The following is a 17,723-nucleotide window of genomic DNA, read 5'->3' as shown; positions in this document are numbered from 1 at the left end:
CCCCCGCCGGAGCGGGGGCCTTTCTTACGGATGCCGGGGCGGCCGCCGGCCTCAGCCGGAGGCGGCCTCGTCCAGCCCGCAGTTGTTCTTCTCCAGTACCCGCTCGGCACGGTAGCTCGAGCGCACCAGCGGCCCCGAGACCACCTCGAGGAAGCCCTTCTCCAGGCCCCACTCGCGATACTGTGCGAACTGCTCGGGCGTGACGTAGCGCTCCACCGGCAGGTGGTTGGCCGTCGGCCGGAGGTACTGCCCGAAGGTGACGATATCCACGCCGATGGCGCGGAGGTCGTCCATGGTCTCCAGGATCTCCTCGTCGGTCTCGCCGAGGCCCACCATCAGGCTGGTCTTGGTCAGGACCTTCGGGTTGTGGTGCTTGGCGTGCTCGAGCACGTCAAGGGTGCGCTCGTAGCTTGCCCGTGGGTCGCGCACCGGGTGGGTGAGCCGGCGCACGGTCTCCACGTTCTGCGCGAAGACCTCCAGGCCCGCGTCGATGACGCGCTCCACCCACTCGTGAACGCCCTGGAAGTCCGGCGTCAGGGCCTCGACGGCCGTTTCCGGCGTGCGCTCCTTGATGGCGCGGATGCACGCCGCGTAGTGGCCGGCGCCGGCGTCGTCGAGGTCGTCACGGTCCACGGAGGTCAGCACCACGTACTTCAGGCCCATGAGCTCGACGGTCTCGGCGGTCTGAACGGGCTCCTCGTGGTCAAGCCAGCCGTGGGGGTTGCCGGTGTCCACCGCACAGAAGCGGCAGGCACGGGTGCAGGTGTCGCCCATGAGCATGATGGTGGCGGTGCCGTGGCCCCAGCACTCGGCGATGTTGGGGCACATGGACTCCTCGCACACCGTGGACAGGCGGTGCTCGCGCACGGTCTGCTTGACCCGGCTGTAGCCCTTGCCCGTGGGGATCTTCACGCGCAGCCAGTCGGGCTTGTCGCCGCGGGCGACGGGGGCGTTGTCCCGGCGTGCCTTGATGCCGTTCTTCACGGCGCGGAAGCCGTGGGGCTTGTCCACCTTGCTGCCGCTGACGACGACGGGGATTCCCTTGAGTTCACTCATTGCTGCCATCCCGGTGGGTGACTGTGACGGCCCAGTGTAACAGCCTCCGGCGTGTCGGGCCGCTCACAGGGGTGCTGAGCTCTGGTTGAAAGTGCCGGCGGTCCGCGCGCCGCCGGCACGCCTCATCCGCCGATTTGCGGGAGGTTGTCCAGCGCCCGGTGGATCGCCGCCTCCGGGTACTCGTAGTTCTCCAGCTCGCCGGCGAAATAGCGGTCGTAGGAGGCCATGTCGAAGTGGCCGTGCCCGGAGAGGGTGAACAGGATGGTGCGCTCGCGCCCCTCCTCCTTCGCCCTTAGGGCCTCGTCCACCGCGCCGCGCACGGCGTGGCAGGATTCCGGCGCCGGGATGATCCCCTGGGTGCGGGCGAACAGCACACCGGCCTCGAAGGTCGCGAGCTGCGGCACCGCCACCGCCTCCAGCACGCCGGCGTCGTAGAGCTGGGAGACCAGCGCCGAGTCGCCGTGGTAGCGCAGCCCGCCGGCGTGGATGCCGGGGGGCATGAAGTCGTGGCCGAGGGTGTACATCTTCATGATCGGCGTCAGCCCGGCACTGTCGCCGTAGTCGTAGGCGTAGTGGCCGCGGGTCAGCGTCGGGCAGGAGTCGGGCTCAACCGCCACCAGGCGCAGGTCCCGGCCCGCGGCCTTGTCCGCGAGGAACGGGAACATCATGCCGCCGACGTTGGAGCCGCCGCCGCAGGGCGCGAGGATGACGTCCGGGTAGGCCCCGGCGATCTCCAGCTGGCGCTTCGTCTCCTGGCCGATAACGGTCTGGTGCAGCAGCACGTGGTTGAGTACCGAGCCCAGGGCGTAATTGGTGTCCTCGCGGCCGGCGGCCTCCTCGACCGCCTCGGAGATCGCCAGGCCCAGCGAGCCCGGGTTGTCCGGGTCGTCGGCGAGGGCCTTGCGGCCGGTCTCGGTGAGCGGCGAGGGGCTGGGAATGACCTCGCCGCCCCAGGTCTGCATCATCGAGCGCCGGTGGGGCTTTTGCTCGTAGCTCACCCGGACCATGTAGACCCGCACGTCCAGGCCGAAGAGGCTGCCCGCCAGCGCCAGTGAGCTGCCCCACTGGCCGGCGCCGGTCTCGGTGGTCAGCCGGGTGATGCCCGCCTCGCGGTTGTAGTAGGCCTGGGCTACCGCGGAGTTGGGCTTGTGCGAGCCCGCCGGGGAGACCCCTTCGTACTTGAAGAAGATCTTCGCCGGTGTGCCCAGGGCCTCCTCCAGCCGGGTGGCGCGGATCAGTGGCGAGGGTCGCCACAGCCGCAGGGCCTCACGCACCGGCTCGGGGATGGCGATCCAGCGCTCGGTGCTGACCTCCTGCTCGACGATCGCCGGCGGGAATATGGCGGTCATCGCCTCCGTCGGCACCGGCTGGCCGTCGGGGCCGACGTACGGCGCCAGCGGACCGGGGAGGTCCGGGATGACGTTGTACCAGTGGGTCGGGATGTCCGATTCCGGAAGCAGGATCTTGGTGTCGCTCAAAACGGGGCCTCCAAGGGGGTACTGATCTTCTCAGAGGTATTGCCATGCGTCAGCCGGTCTGTGTGTCGATGGGGCAAGGCGCGAGGCGCACGGTGTAGCCGGCACCATAAGCGGCGAGCAACGCAGCCCCATCGGCGCACAGAGCGGCCCAAAGGGAGCGCCAGAGCGCTCCGGTTGCGGCGTTGCGCTCGCATGAAGTGACCCGGCCACACCGGCACGAGCGCGCCTTGCCGCCCGAACCGCTCTGGCGCTCTGACACAGGACAATACCTCTGAGAAGATTGGTATGTCGGCGGGCGGTCGATCAGTCCTTGCCGTAGTCGTTGTCGAGCACGCTGAACCAGTCCTGGTGGGTGCGGTCGGCCTGGTCGCGCCAGTGTCGCACCTGCTCGCTGGTGTATTCCTCGCGCAGCTCGCTGTCGGTGACGGGGCGCGGGTCGAAGTCCGCGTCCGGCTGCTTGTCGCTCATCGCTCCCTCCATCGCCCGCGTGGCCTTGCCGCCGCCGGGCTTAGTAGAATCCCTGATGTCAGGGCCGATAGTGTAACGCGTCAGGATATCCCATGGCTCACCCGTTCGATTCGGATCTGGACGTGCGCGGGCTCAACTGCCCGCTGCCGATCCTCAAGACCAAGAAGGCGCTGATCCCGCTGCCCGCCGGTGCAGTGCTGCGGGTGCGCGCGACGGATCCGCACTCGGTGATCGACTTCACCGCCTTCTGCGACAAGACCGACAACACTCTTGTCGCCCGGGACGAGGACGACGGTGTGCACACGTTCTACGTCAGCAAGGGCTGATACCCGGCCCGTCCTCCGCCAGGAACCCCGTCACCGCGTCGCCGAATGCCGCCGGTGCCTCCTCCGGGGGCAGGTGCCCGACGCCGGCCAGGGGGTGCACGCGGGCGTGGGGCAGCAGCGTGCGCCAGTGTCCCAGCACCCGCGCGCCCAGTGCCGGGTCGCGCATACCCCAGGCCAGCAGCGCGGGCGTGTCACCAAGGCGTGGCAGGTGGTCCCGCAACGCCGCCAGCCACGCCCGGGCGGCGAGCATCTCCCGGGGCAGCGCGGCGAAGCCGTCGCGCGCCGCGGGCGTGGCGCGCACCGTCCGATAGCACCGATGGGCCGTGGCGGACAGCCGCTGCCGGTCGCCGACGGCCAGCGGCAGGGCGCGGACGAGGGCGTCGTGGTGCCGGATCAGCCATCGGCCGGGCGGTCCGCCGGCCAGGGCGGCGAAGGCCGCCAGGCGGGGATCCCGGTGCACCGGCCACGCCCAGGTGTTACTGAGCACCAGCGCGGCGACGTTGTCGGGGCGGCTCGCGGCGTAGGCGAGCGCCACCGGTCCGCCCCAGTCGTGACCGACCAGGACGATCCGCCGCAGGCCGAGGGTCTCGACCAGCCGGGCCAGGTGTCCCGCGTGCTCCGCGGGGCGGCAGGGACGATCCGCCGGTGTGCCGGAGAGGCCGAAGCCGAGGTGGTCCGGTGCCACGCAACGGTGCGTCGCCGACAGCCGGGCGACGAGGTCGCGGAAGAGGAACGACCAGGTCGGGTTGCCGTGGACCATGATCACCGCGGGTCCGTCGCCGGCGTCGAGGTAGTGCATCGGGCCGGCGGGCAGGTCGAGGCGACGTCCCGCCCCGGGGAGGACGGTTGTGGCGGCGGGCGGTGCCGCTGGTGGGGGAAGGTGCCTGCTTCCGGGCATGACCCCGAGCAGCGGGTCGGTGTGTCGTCCCGCCATTGCCGCCCTCCGAGCACCGTACTGGCTGACGATGCCCCAGTTTCCCGGCCATTCCGCCATGGCGGCAACCATCGCCGCCACGGCGTGATCTGGGTCATGGATGACCTCCATGCGGGGTCTAGCATCGACACGGATGAATGGCTCCGCGGATGAGGCAGACCATGAGCCGGAACCGCCTTCTCTCCAGAACCGCCTTTCGCCCGACCGATGGCAGGGCGGAACCGTGAGTACCCGCTGGCGCCCCGGTCCCCTTGGATCGGGGATGCTCGCGGCCGCTGCGCTAGTGGCGGCGATCGCCGGTGCGGGGTACTGGCTCGCCGGGTCCCGGGGTGGTGCGCCGGCCGGTGAGCCGCCTCTCATCGCCGCCGCCCGGGACGGCGACCTGGCGCGGGTGAATGCGCTCCTTGACCGTGGTGCTGCAGTCGATGGCGAGGACGCCTGCGGCTGGACGCCGATGATGCGGGCGGCGGCGATGGGCCACCCGGCGGTGGTGACGCGGCTGCTGGAGGCCGGGGCCGACCTCCATGCCCGTGACGAGCTCGGCTATACGGCGCTCCACGCCGCGGCCATCAGTGGCCGGCCGGAGGTCGCGGGACTGCTGCTCGCCCGGGGGGTGGCGGTGGATGTCCGCGAGACGGAGGCGGGGCGCACGCCGCTCATGTGGGCGGCGCGGGAGGGCCACACCGGAGTCGTGCGGGTGCTGCTCGACGCCGGCGCATCGGTGAACCTCCGCGACCACGATGGACGCACGGCGCTGGATCACGCCGGCGATAACGCCCGCCGCGACGTGGTCGAGCTACTTCAGGCGCGGGGTGCAATGTCGATGGACGGCATGGACTGAAGGGCGTGCCGCCGGTTGCGAGGCGGCAATGGAAAAGGGGGACGGGTGCCGCGGTGGTTTGAGCCGCGGGCGGGGCTCAGGCGCGGGTATCGATCAGCGAGCCCGACGTTTCGTCGGCCGCGCGTACCACCTGTGTCGCCGCGGCGGCCTGATTCTCTGCCGTCACCGCCTCGACCAGCGCGGTCTCGACCGTGCGGTCCTCCGCCAGCCCGCCACTGCGCCGGGCGATGGTCTCGGCGCTGCGTGCAGCGGTCTGGTTGGCGTTCTGAAACCCGCGGAGCCCTGAGTTGAAGGCGCTGTTAATGTCCACGGCCGATCCTCGGCTGTCACCCGTATGTATGAAATCATAGCAGAACCACCGGCGGTGTGAGTGGTCACTCGTCGCACAGGGCTGCGCCGCTGCCCGCTGCAGGTGGTAGACTCCGCGGTTTTCCCTCGGGAGGAGCACCATGGACGAGGCACAACCCCTGGTAGGGGTGATCATGGGCAGCAAGTCCGACTGGGAGACCATGCGTCACGCCGACGAGGTGCTGAGCGACTTCGGTGTCGCCCACGAGTGCCGCATCGTCTCCGCCCATCGCACGCCGGAGCTCATGCGCGACTATGCCCGGGAGGCCGAGTCCCGCGGGCTGCAGGCGATCATCGCGGGCGCCGGCGGCGCCGCCCACCTGCCGGGCATGGTCGCGGCGCAGACGCTGCTGCCGGTGCTCGGCGTGCCGGTGGAGAGCCGTGCCCTGCAGGGCATGGACTCGCTGCTGTCCATCGTGCAGATGCCCGGCGGCGTGCCCACGGCGACCTTCGCCATCGGGCGCTCCGGGGCACGCAACGCCGCCCTTTTCGCCGTGGCCATGCTCGCCCGGGAGCGCCCGGCGCTGCGTGATGCGCTGGAGGCCTTCCGTGAGCGTCAGGCCCGCAAGGCCGTGGAGGATGAGCTCAAGTGACCGGCCCGATCCTGCCCGGGGCCACCCTCGGGGTGCTCGGCAGCGGCCAGCTCGGCCGCATGTTTGCCATCGCCGCACGGCGCATGGGTTACCGTGTGCACACCCTGTCGCCGGCGTCCGGCACGCCCACCGGCCAAGTCGCCGACCGCGAGGTGGTGGCGGCGTATGACGACCTCGACGCCGTCGCCGACTTTGCCCGGCGGGTGGATGCGGTGACCTTCGAGTTCGAGAACGTGCCGGTTGCCGCCGCGGACTGCGCCGCGCAGCACTGTCCCGTGCGCCCCCGCGGCGAGGTCCTGCACATCGCCCAGAACCGTCTGCGCGAGAAGCGTGCCCTGGCCGAGGCGGGGTTCCCCACCGCGGCCTTCGAGCGCGTGACCGGGTCGGAGGAGCTGGTGCAGGCGCTGACGCGCATTGGCACGCCGGCGGTGCTCAAGACCGCCGGTTTCGGCTACGACGGCAAGGGCCAGGCGGTCATCCGCGAGCCCGGCGAGGCGGCCTCCGCCTGGGCCGAGGTCGGTGGCGGCGAGGCCGTGCTGGAGGCGTTCGTCGACTTCGAACGCGAGGTCAGCGTGGTCGCGGCCCGGGGCGTGGACGGCGCGTTCGTGCACTACGGGGTCACCGAGAACCGCCACCGCAACCACGTCCTCGACGTCTCCCTGCCCGGCACGGTGCTCGCCGGCGGTGGTAACGGGCGGGCGGTTACCATCGCCCGGGACATCCTCGAGGCGCTGGACGTGGTCGGCGTGCTCTGCGTGGAGTTCTTCGTCACCCGCGACGGAGACCTGCTGGTCAACGAGCTCGCCCCCAGGCCCCACAACTCCGGGCACTTCAGTGTGGATGCCAGCGTGACCTGCCAGTTCGGCCAGCAGGTGCGCGCCCTGTGCGCGCTGCCCTTCGGCAGCACGGCGCTGTTGCAGCCCGCGGCCATGGTCAACCTGCTCGGCGATCTCTGGTCACAGGGGGAGCCGGACTGGGCCGCGGCCCTCGCCGACGACCGGGTCAAGCTCCACCTCTACGGCAAGGACGAGGCCCGGCCCGGGCGGAAGATGGGCCATATCACCGCCTTCGGCGACGACGCCGACGACGCGGCCCGCCGCGCGGAGGCCGCCCGCGAGCGCCTCGTCGGCTGAGCACGTCGTCCGCCACCCGCCCCGCCGGGGCGGGACCCGAACAACCGAATACCGATCCGGGGAAGCTTCATGTGGTTCCGTAACCTCTGCGTCTACCGCCTCAACGACACCTTCGAGCACAGCGCCGAGGAGCTGGCCGCGCGGCTGGCGGACTTCGCGTTCCAGCCCGTCGCCAGCACCGAGGCCCTGTCCCGGGGCTGGGTGCCGCCGGGCCCGGACGGCGAGGGTCTGGTCTATGCCACCGGCAGCCAGTACCTGGTGTGCCTGCAGGAGGAGTCCCGGCTGCTGCCGGCGTCGGTGATCCGTGAGGCACTGGACGAGCGGGTCGCCGAGCGGGAGGCCGCGGAGTACCGCAAGCTCGGGCGCAAGGAGAAGAACCGCCTCAAGGAGGAGATCACCCTGGAGCTGCTGCCCCGGGCATTCACCCGGGCTAAGCGGCTGTATGCCTGGATCGACACCCGCAACGGCACCCTCGTGGTGGATACGGCCACCTGGCGCCAGGCCGAAGAGGTCACCGAGCTGCTGCGCGCGGCCCTCGGCAGCCTGCCCATCCAGCCGCTGACGGCGGCGAGCAACCCCCAGCCGCTGATGACCGAGTGGCTCTCCCGCCAGAGCGAGCCCTCGGACGTGGAGCTCGGTGACGAGGCGGTCTTCGAGGACCCGCAGAACGAGGGTGCGGAGGTGCGCTGCAAGCGCCTGGATCTGCATGCCAGCGAGATCACTGCCCACATCACCGCGGGCAAGCTGGTGCGCCGCCTGGCCCTGACCTGGGACGAGCGCATGAGCTTCGTGCTCGACGCCGACCTGTCGGTGAAGCGGCTGAAGTTCCTGGACGTGGTCCAGGAGGGGCACGAGGACTTCACCCCGGAGTCCGCCGCCGAGCGCTTCGACGCGGACTTCGCCATCATGACCCTGGAGCTGGGGCGGCTGCTGCCGCGGCTGACGGGGATGTTCGGCGGCGAGCCCGCCACCGGCTGAGGCCTCCCCTCCCGCCTGGGGAAACGCCGGGTGTCTCCCTAGCCGGAGCCGGCGGCGTCCGCCCCCAGCAGCGGCGCGAGCGCCGGCCAGACGTTGTCGAGCAGCCGCGGCTGCGCCTGCGCGTTCGGGTGGATGCCGTCCGCCTGCATGAGCTCCGGGCGCTCGCCGACGCCGGCGAGCAGCTTCGGCACCAGCGGCACGTCCGCGCCGCTGGCCACATCCCGGAAAACCTGCTGGAATCGCTCGATGAATGCCGCGCCGTAGTTGGACGGCAGGCGCACCCCGATGAGGAGCACACGGGCCCCGGCCTGCCGGGCACGCTCGACCATCGCCTCGAGGTTGCGCCGGGTCTCGGCCAGCGGCAGCCCGCGCAGGCCGTCGTTGCCGCCGAGCTCGATGATCACCACGTCGGGGTCGTGGGTCTCCAGCGCCTTCGGCAGGCGGGCGCGGCCGCCGCGGGTGGTGTCGCCGCTGATGCTGGCGTTGACCACCCCGGCGTCGATCCCGCGGGCGGCCAGGCGCTTGCGCAGCAGCGCGACCCAGCCATCCGCCGGGTCCAGACCGTAGGCGGCGCTCAGGCTGTCGCCGACGACGAGTATCGTCGTCTGTGCCGCTGCGGCGGGCGCGGCGGCGAGGAGCATCATCGCAAGAAGGAGTCTGCGGATCATGACGGCCAATCCCGATGGCTGTGTGCTGGTCGCCGAGGGCCTGGGCATGCGCTTCCGCTCGCCGGAAGGCACGATCACGCTGTTCAGCGACGTGGATCTTAACATCCGCCACGGCGAGGCCGTGGCCGTGCTCGGTGCCTCCGGCTCCGGCAAGTCCACCCTGCTGGGGTTGCTCGCCGGTCTGGACCAGCCCAGCGAGGGCCGTGTGCTGCTCGACGGCCACGATCTCTCCCGCCTGGACGAGGACGACCGTGCCGCGGTGCGCGCGGGCCGGGTCGGCTTCGTGTTCCAGGCCTTCCATCTGCTGCCGGGCATGACCGCGCTGGAGAACGTCATGCTCCCGGGCGAGCTGGCCGGGAGCGGCGGTGTGCGCGAGCGCGCGGCGGCGGCCCTGGAGCGGGTCGGGCTCGCCGGGCGCGGCAGCCATTACCCGGCCCAGCTCTCCGGCGGCGAGCAGCAGCGGGTGGCGCTGGCGCGGGCGTTCGTCGACGAACCGCGGGTGCTGTTCGCCGACGAGCCCACGGGCAACCTCGACCGGCATACCGGCGAGCACATCATCGACGCCATGTTCGCGCTCAACCGCGATAACGGCACCACCCTCGTGCTGGTTACCCACGACCCGGCGCTGGCCGGGCGTTGCGGACGGATCATCCACGTGGAGGAGACCGGGCTACGCGAGGAGGTGGCGGCGTGATCCTGGCACTGCTCTGGCTGTGGCGGGACTGGCGCGGCGGCGAGCTGCGGCTGCTCGCCCTGGCGGTGGTGGTCGCCGTGGCCGCGGTGACCTCGGTGTCCTGGCTGGCGGAGCGCGTCGGTGCCGCCACCGAGGCGCGTGCGGCGGACCTGCTCGCCGCGGACCGGGCGGTGGAGCGCCCCGAGCCCATTCCCGGCGGCTGGGTGCGCCGGGCCCGCTCCGAACACGGCCTTGCCACCGCGCGGACCGCGGAGTTCCCCAGCGTGGTGGTTGCCGGTGAGCGCACCCAGCTCGTCTCGGTGAAGGCGGTCACGCCGGGCTACCCCCTGCGCGGGGAGTTGCGTGTGAGTGACGGACTCGACGGGGCCGAGCGGGCGACCACGGAGACACCGGCACCGGGGTCGGTCTGGGTCGCCCCGCGGCTGCTGCGCCTGCTGGGGCTGTCGGTCGGTGACCGCCTGGCCCTCGGGCAGGGGGAGTTCCGCATCGCCGGGGTGATCACCCTGGAGCCGGATCGTGGGAGCTTCTTCAACAGCCTTGCCCCGCGGGTCCTCATACCCTATGCGGACCTGGAGGGGACCGGCCTCATCGGACCGGGCAGCCGGGTTCGCTACAAACTGCTGGTGGCCGGTGACCGCGCGGCGGCGACCGCGTTTACCGACGCCCTCGCCGCGGAGCAGGGCAACGCGGTGGAGATCGAGACACCGGAGGACCAGGGGCGCGGCGTCGGCGAGGTGGTGGACCGGGCCCGGCGTTTCCTGGGCCTGGGGGCGCTGCTCACGGTGGTGGTCGCCGGTGTGGCGGTGCTGCTGACCGTCCGCCACTATGCTGAGCGCCAGGTGCTCGCGGTTGCCGTGATGCGGGCTGTGGGGGCGCGGCGCCGGCGTCTGACGGCGCTGTTCGTCGCCCGGCTGTTCTGGCTGGCCCTGTTCGCGGGGGCCGTCGGAGCGGCGCTCGGGTTCGTGGTGCATGCCGGGATGCTGGCACTGGTGGCCGACCTCATCGGCCGGGATATCCCACCGCCGGGCTGGCGGCCGCTGGCGGTGGGGTGGCTCACAGCCGCGGCGGCGCTGTTCGGCTTCGCCCTGCCCACGCTGCTGCGGCTGCGTGATGTCCCGCCGATGCGGGTACTCCGGCGCGAGGCCGCGGCGGGTCTGCTGCGCGCGGGTGTGCCGGTGGCCGTGGCCGCGGTGGTGGTTTTCGCGCTAATGGGCTGGCAGGCCGGGGATTGGCGTTTGGCCGCCTACGTGGTCGCCGCGCTCGCCGCCACCGTTGCGCTGCTGGCGGTTGCGGCTAGGGCGAGCATCGCCGGTGTACGTGCGCTGGTGCGCCGTCGTGGTGGCCGGCTGCTGTGGCTCAGCGGCTTCACCCGGCGGCCGTGGACCGCAGTGGTGCAGATCGTCGGCGTGGGCACGGGGCTGATGGCGCTGTTCCTCCTCGCCGTGGTCCGCAATGATCTCCTGGATGCCTGGCGGGACCGGATCCCGGACGATGCCGCCAACCAGTTCCTGATCAACATCCAGGCGGACGAGCGCGCTGGCGTCCGCGAGCGTCTGGCGCAGGCGGGCATCGATGCCGGGTTCGCGCCCATGGTCCGCGGGCGGCTGGTGGCGCTCAACGGCGATCCCGTGGCGGAGGCCGCGGACGAGCCGGCGGATGACGACGTGGGCCGACGCCGGGGCCGGCGGGAGTTCAATCTCACCTGGTCGGCCGAGCCCCAGCAGGGCAACGAGGTGGTTGCCGGCGAGTGGTGGGGTGCGACGGGGGATGCCGGCGAGCTGTCGGTGGAGACCGGCTTCGCCGAACGCTACGGCATTGCCCTGGGTGACCGTCTGACCTTCGATATCGCCGGCCGGCAGGTGAGCGCACGGGTAACGAACCTGCGCGAGGTGGACTGGGAGAGCTTCCGGGTGAACTTCTTCGTGGTCGCCTCACCCGGCACCCTGGACGGACTGCCGGCCACCTGGCTGACGAGCTTTCATCTGCCGGACACCCGCGAGGGCGTGATCGTGGATATCATTCGGGACTACCCGAGCGTGACCGCGATAGATGTCACCACCATCCTGCGCACGGTGCGCTCGATCATGGACCAGGGCAGCAGCGTTGTGGAGCTGATGTCGCTGCTCACCCTCGCCGCGGGCGTGCTGGTGCTGCTCGCTGCATTGCAGATTACCGGCGAGCAGCGACGCTTCGAGGGTGCACTGCTGCGGGCCCTCGGGGCCAGCGGACGGCGAGTCCGGCGGCTCGCGCGCTACGAGTTCTGGCTGCTGGGTACCGTGGCCGGCCTGATCGCCGGCGGAGTGGCCACCGGTGCCGGGGTGTTCGTCGCCGAAGGGTTGTTCGGCCTGACGTACCCGTTCCGCCCGGTGACGCTTCTCGCTGGTGCGGCGGTGGGGGCGGTGACCGTCTGGGGGGCGGGCGGGCTGGCCGCCCGCCGCTACGAACGCAGCTCGCCCATGCGGCTGCTGCGTGAGGGCGCCGACTGAGCGGCGCCGTGGGTGATCCGCACCGTATGCGGGCCCGTAAGACTGGACAACGGCCGGGGGATTGATGGACGGCTACTGCCTGGAAGACCTGAGCGAGGGGATGACCGCGCGACTGCGCAAGACCGTCACGGAGGCGGATATCGGGCTGTTCGCCGGTGTGACCGGCGACTTCAACCCGCTGCACGTGGATGCGGAGTACGCCGGGGAAACCCCGTTCGGCGGGCGCATCGCCCATGGCATGCTCACTGCCGGGCTGGTCTCGGCAGTGCTCGGCACGCGGCTGCCGGGGCCCGGATCGATCTACGTCAGCCAGTCGATGCGCTTCCGTGCCCCGGTCTACCCCGGGGACACGGTCACTGCGGAGGTCGAGGTCCTGTCCATCGAGCGCGACCGTGGCTTCGTGACCCTGGAGACACGGGCGCGTGTCGGCACCCGGGCAGTGCTCTCCGGCGAAGCGGTGCTCAAGACCCCGTCCCGCAGCGATATGCAGTGACCCGGAACAGCGTGAGAGGACATGAGCGATGAGCCAACCGTTTTCACTCGAGGGCAAGCGCGGGCTCGTGATCGGCGTGGCGAACGAGTCCTCCATTGCCCACGCCTGCGCCAGGGCCTGTCATGAGCTGGGTGCCCGGCAGATCCTGACCTATCTCAACGACCGGGCCTATCCCCACGTCGCGCCCTGCGGTGAGGCGGTGGCGGCGGAGCGCCTGCTGCCCTGCGATGTGCGCGAGCCGAACCAGCTCGAGCGGGTCTTCGAGGCGGTGGCCTCGCACTGGGGCGGGCTCGACTTCCTCATCCACTCCATCGCCTTCGCGCCCCGGGAGGACCTACACGGCCGGGTGACCGACTGCTCCCGGGAGGGGTTCATGGAGGCCATGGACGTCTCCTGCCACTCCTTCATCCGCATGGCCCGGCTCGCCGAACCATTGATGACGGCGGGCGGCAGCCTGCTCACGGTGAGCTTCTACGGCGCGGAGAAGGTGGTGGCCCACTATAACCTCATGGGCCCGGTGAAGGCGGCCCTGGAGGCGAGTGTGCGCTACCTCGCCGCCGAACTCGGCGACGGCGGCATCCGGGTGAACGCGCTCTCGCCCGGGCCGCTGCGCACGCGGGCGGCCTCGGGGATCGACCGTTTCGACGAGCTCCTGGAGCGGACGGTCTCGCGCACCCCCGAGGGCCGGCTCGCCGATCCGGACGACGTCGGCGCCCTGGCGGCGTATCTCGCCGGTGATCGTGCCCGCACGGTCACCGGCGAGGTGGTCCACGTGGATGCCGGCTACCACGTCATGGGCTAGGGCCTGTTACCGGCCTAGCGCTCGTTGACGGGAAAGCCCTCGAACAGCGCCGTCCAGTCCACGCCCGGGTCGCCCACGGCGACGAAGTCCGGGTTGAGCAGCGAGGCCTTGCGATTGTAGACGAGGGGCGAGGCGTCGAGGCGCAGCACCGCACCGCCCGCCGCCTCGACCACGCACTGCGCCGCGCCGGTGTCCCACTCCGAGGTGGGTCCGAAGCGGGGGTAGAGGTCGGCGCTGCCCTCGGCGACCAGGCAGAACTTCAGCGAGCTGCCCATGGAGGTGGTTTCGAAGCCCGGCAGGCGCTCGAGCAGGGCGTCGACCTGCTCGCCGCGGTGGGATCGGCTCACCACCGCGGTCCAGGGGCCGGGCCCGGCCGGGCGGGTGTGCACCGCCCGGCGCCCGTGGCCGTCCTCGCGGAAGGCACCGACGCCCTCGATACCGATCCAGCTGCGCTCGAGCACCGGTGCGTGGACCACGCCCAGCACCGGCCGGCCGTCGGCGATCAGCGCGACGTTGACGGTGAACTCGCCGTTCTTCTTGATGAACTCCCTGGTGCCGTCCAGGGGGTCCACCAGCCAGTACGCCGACCACTCGCGCCGGCTCTCGAACGCGATGTCGCCGCCCTCCTCGGAGAGCACCGGCAGGGCCGGCTCGAGCTCGGGCAGGGCAGCGGCGAGGTGCTCGTGGGCGGCGCGGTCCGCCTCGGTGAGCGGCGAGTCGTCGTCCTTGCTGGTGACGTCGAAATCCCGTGCATAGACGCGCAGGATGCGCTCGCCGGCCTCACGGCAGAGGGTGAGCACGGCCTCGGCGAGGCGCTCGCGGGTGGCGCGGTCAGGGGTCACTGGCAGTTCTCCTCAGTCTTCGCCGCGCAGCCGGTTGAGGGCCAGGAATATGGCCGCGATGCTGCGCGCCTCGGTCAGGTCGGGCTGGGTGAGCAGCTCGTCGAGCTCGGCGATGGGCCAGGGCACGACCTCGATGGGCTCGGGCTCGTCGCCGGGCAGCGGTGCCTCGTAGAGGTCCCGGGCGAGGATGATGTCGGTGCTGTGGGCCATGTAGCCGGGGGCCAGGGTGAGCTCGTGGAGGGGCTCCAGGCGATTGGCCCCGAAACCGGTCTCCTCGCGCAGCTCCCGGTTGGCGGCGGCGAGCGGGTCCTCGCCGGGCTCGACGCGCCCCTTGGGCAGGCCGAGCTCGTAGCGGTCGGTGCCCGCGGCGTACTCCCGGATCAGGACCAGTTCCTCGCCGCCGGTGACGGCGACCACCAGCACGGCGCCACCCATCCCCGTGGCCAGGCGCTCGAAGGCGACCTCGGTGCCATTGTTGAAGCGCAGGTCCAGCTGCTCGACGCGGAACAGCCGTGAGCGTGCCACCGTCTTCGCTTGCAGGGTCTCGGGTTTTCGCGCCATGGTCCTCTCCGTTGCCCGGGCCGTGCACCGGCATCCGGGTATTGTACAGGTACGCGGTGGCGCCGCGCCCGGTGCCCGTCGACGTGGTGCGGCGCGGATTCGTGCTACCTTCCAAGTGCGGCCGTGTCGACGGCAAGGGCCATACAAAGGCCACAGGGGGAGGTCACAAGGGATTATGCAGGACCTACATGAGCGCATCCTCCGCGCCCATGGGGGCGAGTCCCGCTGGCGTAGCCTGGCACGGGTGGCCGCCACCGCCGACGGCGGCGGCTCGATGTTTCTCGCCCATATGCAGCCACGCCCTTTGCGGGAGGCGGACATCGTCGTCGAGCCGGCCCGCTTCCGCGTGACCATCGCCCCGTTCGAGCGCGAGGACCGTGTCGGCGTGTTCGAGCCGCGCCGCGTCTGGGTGCAGGAACGCGACGGCCGCCTGGTCGGCGAACGCGGCGCCCCCGGCACTGTCACCCGTTCGCTGCGTCACTGGATGGTCTGGGACAACCTGGATCTCCTGTTCGTGCTGGGCATCAGCCTGTGGCAGGCGCTGCTGCTGCCGATGATGCTCTGCCGCTCAGGGGTGACCGCGACGCAGGGGAGCGACCAGGACAACTGGCTGGACGTGACACTGCCGGGGGACCTGCCGGTGCCGGCCCCCGAGCAGCGCCTGCACGCGGACGCCAAGGGCGCACTGGTACGTGCGGAGTACGCGCCGGTCGCCTGGGGGCGGACCATGCGCGTGGCGCAGCTCATGGAATCCCTCGAGGGCGTGAACGGACTGGTGTTCGCCACCCGGCAGTCGCTGGTCCCGTGTTTCCCCGGCGGCGCGCCGGTGCGCGGGATGCCGCGACTGGCCTGGCTGGAGTTCAGCGACCTGTCCGTGGAGCTGGCGGAGCCGCCGCCCCGGGAATAGTCGTTAAACGACCGGCTCGGTGCGGGTGCAGGCGTCGTAGCGCAGCCCCAGGAGCGCGGCGACGTGGGCTGCTGCGCTCGAGGCCAGGGCGTCGAGGTGATAGCCGCCCTCGAGCATGGAGACCAGCCGCCCACCACAGGTGTAGTCCGCTACCGAGGTCAGCTCCTCGGTCGCCCAGTGGAAGTCCGCCTCGCAGAGCTCCAGTCCCGCCAGGGGGTCGAGCCCGTGGGCGTCGAACCCCGCCGATACCAGCACGATATCGGGTTCGAAGCGCATGAGTGCGGAGATGACCTCGTTGTGGAAGTGCTCGCGAAAGAGCTCCGAGTCGCAGCCCTCGATCAGCGGGATGTTGTAGAGCGCGCCCTCGCGGTTGTCCTGACGCCGCCCGGTGCCCGGGAACAGCGGGCGTTGATGAGTGGAGGCGTACATGAACCCCTCGCGCGCACCGAGCATGGCCTGGGTGCCGTTGCCGTGGTGGACATCGAAATCCACCACCGCGACGCGCTGCAGGCCGTGTGCCGCGCGGGCGTGGGCCGCGGCGACGGCGATGTTGTTGAACAGGCAGAAGCCCATCGCCTGATCCGGCTCGGCGTGGTGTCCCGGGGGGCGGACCGCGCAGAACACCCGCCTCGCGTCGCCGGCGAGCACCGCGTCCACCGCCTGACAGCCGGCGCCGGCGGCATGGAGGGCGGCTTCGCCACTGCCGGCGCTGATCACCGTGTCGCCGTCGAGGCTGCGCCGCCCCTCTGCGGGGATGGCTGCCAGGGTCGCGGCGACGTAGTCCGCGTCGTGCACGCGCTCGAGCTGTTCCCGGCTGGCCGGGGTGGCCTCATGGCGCTCCAGGCCGGCGAACTCGTCGGCCTGGAGCGCGCGCAGGATGGCGCGCAGGCGCTGGGCGTTCTCCGGGTGGCCCGGGCCGGTATCGTGCTCCAGGCAGGCCGGGTGGGTGATCAGCCAGGTCTGGCTCATGGGGCGCTCTCCTTGGCGGGGCCACGGGGTGCGGCCGTTGTCATTCCTCGGGGAAGAAGGACTGCTCGAAGCTGAGCGTGTAGCTCGCGTCCGTGGTGTCCCGGGGCCGGACCTCCAACTCTACCCGCAAGCGGTCTGGCGGGTCGATCCGCGCGGTGGCGATGTAGTAGATGCCCCCGCCCTCGCGCACCTCCCGGAGACTCAGGCCCTGGGGCTGGCCGGCGTCGTTGATGGCGTTACCCGTCATCCTTGCGGGCACCGAGCGGCCGTCGCGGAGGACGGTGACGGTCACCAGGGCCCGGCCGCGGCTGCGGGCGACGTCATAGGCGCGGGCGACCTCGGGGGCGAGCATTGCCGTGGGGATGGCGTTGTAGTGGATCTCGTAGTCGCCGAAGCGCTCGCTGCGCTGTGCCTGGGCGGTGGCGCAGGTCAGGGCGAGTGCCGCGGCAAGAATGGGGCGCAGCAGCTTCATGACGGGACTCCTCCGTGTTCGTCCTGCCCCGAATTATACGCGCCCGCGTCGCGCTGCCTATCGCACGGCCGGTTCTCAGCCGGCGCGGCGGAAGCGGTACAGCGCGATCTCCGCGAGGAGGTTGGGCATCACCCCGGCCAGGCGCGGGCGGCGCAGATCGTGGGAGAGAGTGCTGCGCTCGATGATGTCGATGTGCCGTTCCGTGCACAGCGCCTCGAAGTCGTGGAGCGTGCACAGGTGGATGTTCGGGGTGTCGTACCACGTGTAGCTCAGCGCACCGCTCATGGGCATGCGGCCGAAGAAGCCGAGGTAGCCGCGCAGTCGCCAGTGGCCGAAGTTGGGAAAGGTAACGATCCCCTCCCGGCCGACCCGCAGCATCTCCTCGAGGAGGCGGTCGGGGCGGCGCACCGACTGCAGCGTCTGGGTCATGACGACGTAGTCGAAGGAGTCCGCGTCGAAGTCAGAGAGGCCGCGGTCGAGGTCGCGCTGGATGACGTTGACGCCGCGCTCGACGCAGTGGGTGATCTTCTCCGGGTCGATCTCCAGGCCGTAGCCCGTCACCCCCCGGGTGGCGGCCAGGCGCGCGAGCAACGAGCCGTCGCCGCAGCCGAGGTCGAGCACGCGGCTGTCGGGGGCGATCCAGTCGGCAACCAGCTGGAGGTCGTTTCGCAGCG

At 71.4% G+C, this 17,723-nt stretch carries 21 protein-coding genes; 10 read left to right on the top strand and 11 right to left on the bottom strand.

What is annotated here, in order from left to right:
- Nucleotides 1-51: 51 nt before the first annotated feature.
- The 3 genes from lipA to ACEZHJ_RS17710 all read right to left on the bottom strand — a co-directional run bounded on the left by lipA (nucleotide 52) and on the right by ACEZHJ_RS17710 (nucleotide 3,002).
- A complete protein-coding gene (lipA, locus tag ACEZHJ_RS17720; protein ID WP_259202331.1) occupies nucleotides 52-1,056 on the bottom strand; it encodes a lipoyl synthase in 1,005 nt (334 codons plus the stop codon).
- Between the two features lie 122 nt (nucleotides 1,057-1,178).
- Nucleotides 1,179-2,534, bottom strand: coding sequence for a TrpB-like pyridoxal phosphate-dependent enzyme (locus tag ACEZHJ_RS17715; protein WP_375036746.1), 1,356 nt, complete (start codon nucleotides 2,532-2,534; stop codon nucleotides 1,179-1,181).
- 303 nt (nucleotides 2,535-2,837) lie between these two features.
- On the bottom strand, nucleotides 2,838-3,002 hold the full coding sequence (locus ACEZHJ_RS17710) for a hypothetical protein (RefSeq protein ID WP_018718702.1): 165 nt from the start codon (nucleotides 3,000-3,002) through the stop codon (nucleotides 2,838-2,840).
- Nucleotides 3,003-3,094: 92 nt separating this feature from the next.
- Between ACEZHJ_RS17710 and ACEZHJ_RS17705 the strand changes: the two genes are divergently transcribed.
- Entirely contained in the window at nucleotides 3,095-3,328 is a 234-nt protein-coding gene (locus ACEZHJ_RS17705) for a sulfurtransferase TusA family protein (protein ID WP_018718703.1), read from the top strand.
- On the opposite strand, the gene ACEZHJ_RS17700 is transcribed toward ACEZHJ_RS17705, so the two are convergent.
- Complete coding sequence (locus ACEZHJ_RS17700; protein ID WP_169509151.1) at nucleotides 3,315-4,262, bottom strand: alpha/beta fold hydrolase; 948 nt, start codon at nucleotides 4,260-4,262, stop codon at nucleotides 3,315-3,317. The genes ACEZHJ_RS17705 and ACEZHJ_RS17700 overlap by 14 nt on opposite strands.
- Before the next feature lie 262 nt (nucleotides 4,263-4,524).
- Between ACEZHJ_RS17700 and ACEZHJ_RS17695 the strand changes: the two genes are divergently transcribed.
- Nucleotides 4,525-5,103 (top strand): ankyrin repeat domain-containing protein, encoded by a 579-nt coding sequence (locus ACEZHJ_RS17695; protein WP_163141621.1) that lies wholly within the window; start codon nucleotides 4,525-4,527, stop codon nucleotides 5,101-5,103.
- Between the two features lie 76 nt (nucleotides 5,104-5,179).
- On the opposite strand, the gene ACEZHJ_RS17690 is transcribed toward ACEZHJ_RS17695, so the two are convergent.
- Nucleotides 5,180-5,413, bottom strand: a complete 234-nt coding sequence (locus ACEZHJ_RS17690) for a hypothetical protein (protein WP_018718706.1) — start codon at nucleotides 5,411-5,413, stop codon at nucleotides 5,180-5,182.
- Nucleotides 5,414-5,552: 139 nt separating this feature from the next.
- Here ACEZHJ_RS17690 and purE point away from each other — a divergent pair, with 139 nt between their 5' ends.
- The 3 genes from purE (at nucleotide 5,553) to rdgC (ending at nucleotide 8,155) form a co-directional block, all read left to right on the top strand.
- Nucleotides 5,553-6,044: a 5-(carboxyamino)imidazole ribonucleotide mutase gene (purE, locus tag ACEZHJ_RS17685; protein ID WP_018718707.1), complete on the top strand. Its 492-nt coding sequence runs from the start codon at nucleotides 5,553-5,555 to the stop codon at nucleotides 6,042-6,044.
- Nucleotides 6,041-7,177, top strand: coding sequence for a 5-(carboxyamino)imidazole ribonucleotide synthase (locus ACEZHJ_RS17680; protein WP_375036745.1), 1,137 nt, complete (start codon nucleotides 6,041-6,043; stop codon nucleotides 7,175-7,177). The genes purE and ACEZHJ_RS17680 overlap by 4 nt, the downstream gene beginning before the upstream one ends.
- Nucleotides 7,178-7,246: 69 nt before the next feature.
- Nucleotides 7,247-8,155, top strand: coding sequence for a recombination-associated protein RdgC (gene rdgC / locus ACEZHJ_RS17675; RefSeq protein ID WP_163141615.1), 909 nt, complete (start codon nucleotides 7,247-7,249; stop codon nucleotides 8,153-8,155).
- A 38-nt stretch (nucleotides 8,156-8,193) separates the two neighbouring features.
- Here rdgC and ACEZHJ_RS17670 read toward each other — a convergent pair whose 3' ends face one another.
- Nucleotides 8,194-8,823, bottom strand: a complete 630-nt coding sequence (locus tag ACEZHJ_RS17670; RefSeq protein ID WP_163141612.1) for an arylesterase — start codon at nucleotides 8,821-8,823, stop codon at nucleotides 8,194-8,196.
- Here ACEZHJ_RS17670 and ACEZHJ_RS17665 point away from each other — a divergent pair.
- The 4 genes from ACEZHJ_RS17665 (at nucleotide 8,822) to fabI (ending at nucleotide 13,298) form a co-directional block, all read left to right on the top strand.
- On the top strand, nucleotides 8,822-9,517 hold the full coding sequence (locus ACEZHJ_RS17665; protein WP_259202337.1) for an ABC transporter ATP-binding protein: 696 nt from the start codon (nucleotides 8,822-8,824) through the stop codon (nucleotides 9,515-9,517). The two genes, ACEZHJ_RS17670 and ACEZHJ_RS17665, sit on opposite strands and share 2 nt — an antisense overlap.
- Nucleotides 9,514-12,003: an ABC transporter permease gene (locus tag ACEZHJ_RS17660; RefSeq protein ID WP_375036744.1), complete on the top strand. Its 2,490-nt coding sequence runs from the start codon at nucleotides 9,514-9,516 to the stop codon at nucleotides 12,001-12,003. Before ACEZHJ_RS17665 ends, ACEZHJ_RS17660 begins: the two co-directional genes overlap by 4 nt.
- Nucleotides 12,004-12,067: 64 nt before the next feature.
- On the top strand, nucleotides 12,068-12,496 hold the full coding sequence (locus ACEZHJ_RS17655; RefSeq protein ID WP_259202545.1) for a MaoC family dehydratase: 429 nt from the start codon (nucleotides 12,068-12,070) through the stop codon (nucleotides 12,494-12,496).
- A 28-nt stretch (nucleotides 12,497-12,524) separates the two neighbouring features.
- Nucleotides 12,525-13,298: an enoyl-ACP reductase FabI gene (gene fabI, locus ACEZHJ_RS17650; protein ID WP_259202542.1), complete on the top strand. Its 774-nt coding sequence runs from the start codon at nucleotides 12,525-12,527 to the stop codon at nucleotides 13,296-13,298.
- A gap of 14 nt (nucleotides 13,299-13,312) precedes the next feature.
- On the opposite strand, the gene cysQ is transcribed toward fabI, so the two are convergent.
- Nucleotides 13,313-14,140 carry a 3'(2'),5'-bisphosphate nucleotidase CysQ gene (cysQ, locus tag ACEZHJ_RS17645; RefSeq protein ID WP_163142858.1) on the bottom strand — a complete coding sequence of 276 codons (828 nt, stop codon included), beginning with the start codon at nucleotides 14,138-14,140 and terminating at the stop codon, nucleotides 13,313-13,315.
- A gap of 12 nt (nucleotides 14,141-14,152) precedes the next feature.
- Nucleotides 14,153-14,701, bottom strand: a complete 549-nt coding sequence (nudE, locus tag ACEZHJ_RS17640) for an ADP compounds hydrolase NudE (protein ID WP_163142861.1) — start codon at nucleotides 14,699-14,701, stop codon at nucleotides 14,153-14,155.
- 175 nt (nucleotides 14,702-14,876) lie between these two features.
- Here nudE and ACEZHJ_RS17635 point away from each other — a divergent pair, with 175 nt between their 5' ends.
- On the top strand, nucleotides 14,877-15,608 hold the full coding sequence (locus ACEZHJ_RS17635) for a hypothetical protein (RefSeq protein WP_375036743.1): 732 nt from the start codon (nucleotides 14,877-14,879) through the stop codon (nucleotides 15,606-15,608).
- Between the two features lie 3 nt (nucleotides 15,609-15,611).
- Here the strand turns inward: ACEZHJ_RS17635 and ACEZHJ_RS17630 are convergent, their stop codons facing one another.
- The 3 genes from ACEZHJ_RS17630 to metW form a co-directional block, all read right to left on the bottom strand.
- Entirely contained in the window at nucleotides 15,612-16,577 is a 966-nt protein-coding gene (locus ACEZHJ_RS17630) for a histone deacetylase family protein (RefSeq protein ID WP_163143101.1), read from the bottom strand.
- 40 nt (nucleotides 16,578-16,617) lie between these two features.
- On the bottom strand, nucleotides 16,618-17,049 hold the full coding sequence (locus ACEZHJ_RS17625; protein ID WP_163143103.1) for a DUF4426 domain-containing protein: 432 nt from the start codon (nucleotides 17,047-17,049) through the stop codon (nucleotides 16,618-16,620).
- A 75-nt stretch (nucleotides 17,050-17,124) separates the two neighbouring features.
- Nucleotides 17,125-17,721 carry a methionine biosynthesis protein MetW gene (gene metW / locus ACEZHJ_RS17620; RefSeq protein ID WP_040409539.1) on the bottom strand — a complete coding sequence of 199 codons (597 nt, stop codon included), beginning with the start codon at nucleotides 17,719-17,721 and terminating at the stop codon, nucleotides 17,125-17,127.
- Nucleotides 17,722-17,723: the final 2 nt, after the last annotated feature.

The organism is Arhodomonas sp. KWT2 (genome assembly GCF_041949875.1).
In the GTDB taxonomy this organism is placed as follows: domain Bacteria; phylum Pseudomonadota; class Gammaproteobacteria; order Nitrococcales; family Nitrococcaceae; genus Arhodomonas; species Arhodomonas aquaeolei.
This window is presented reverse-complemented; position numbering and strand designations above follow the sequence as displayed.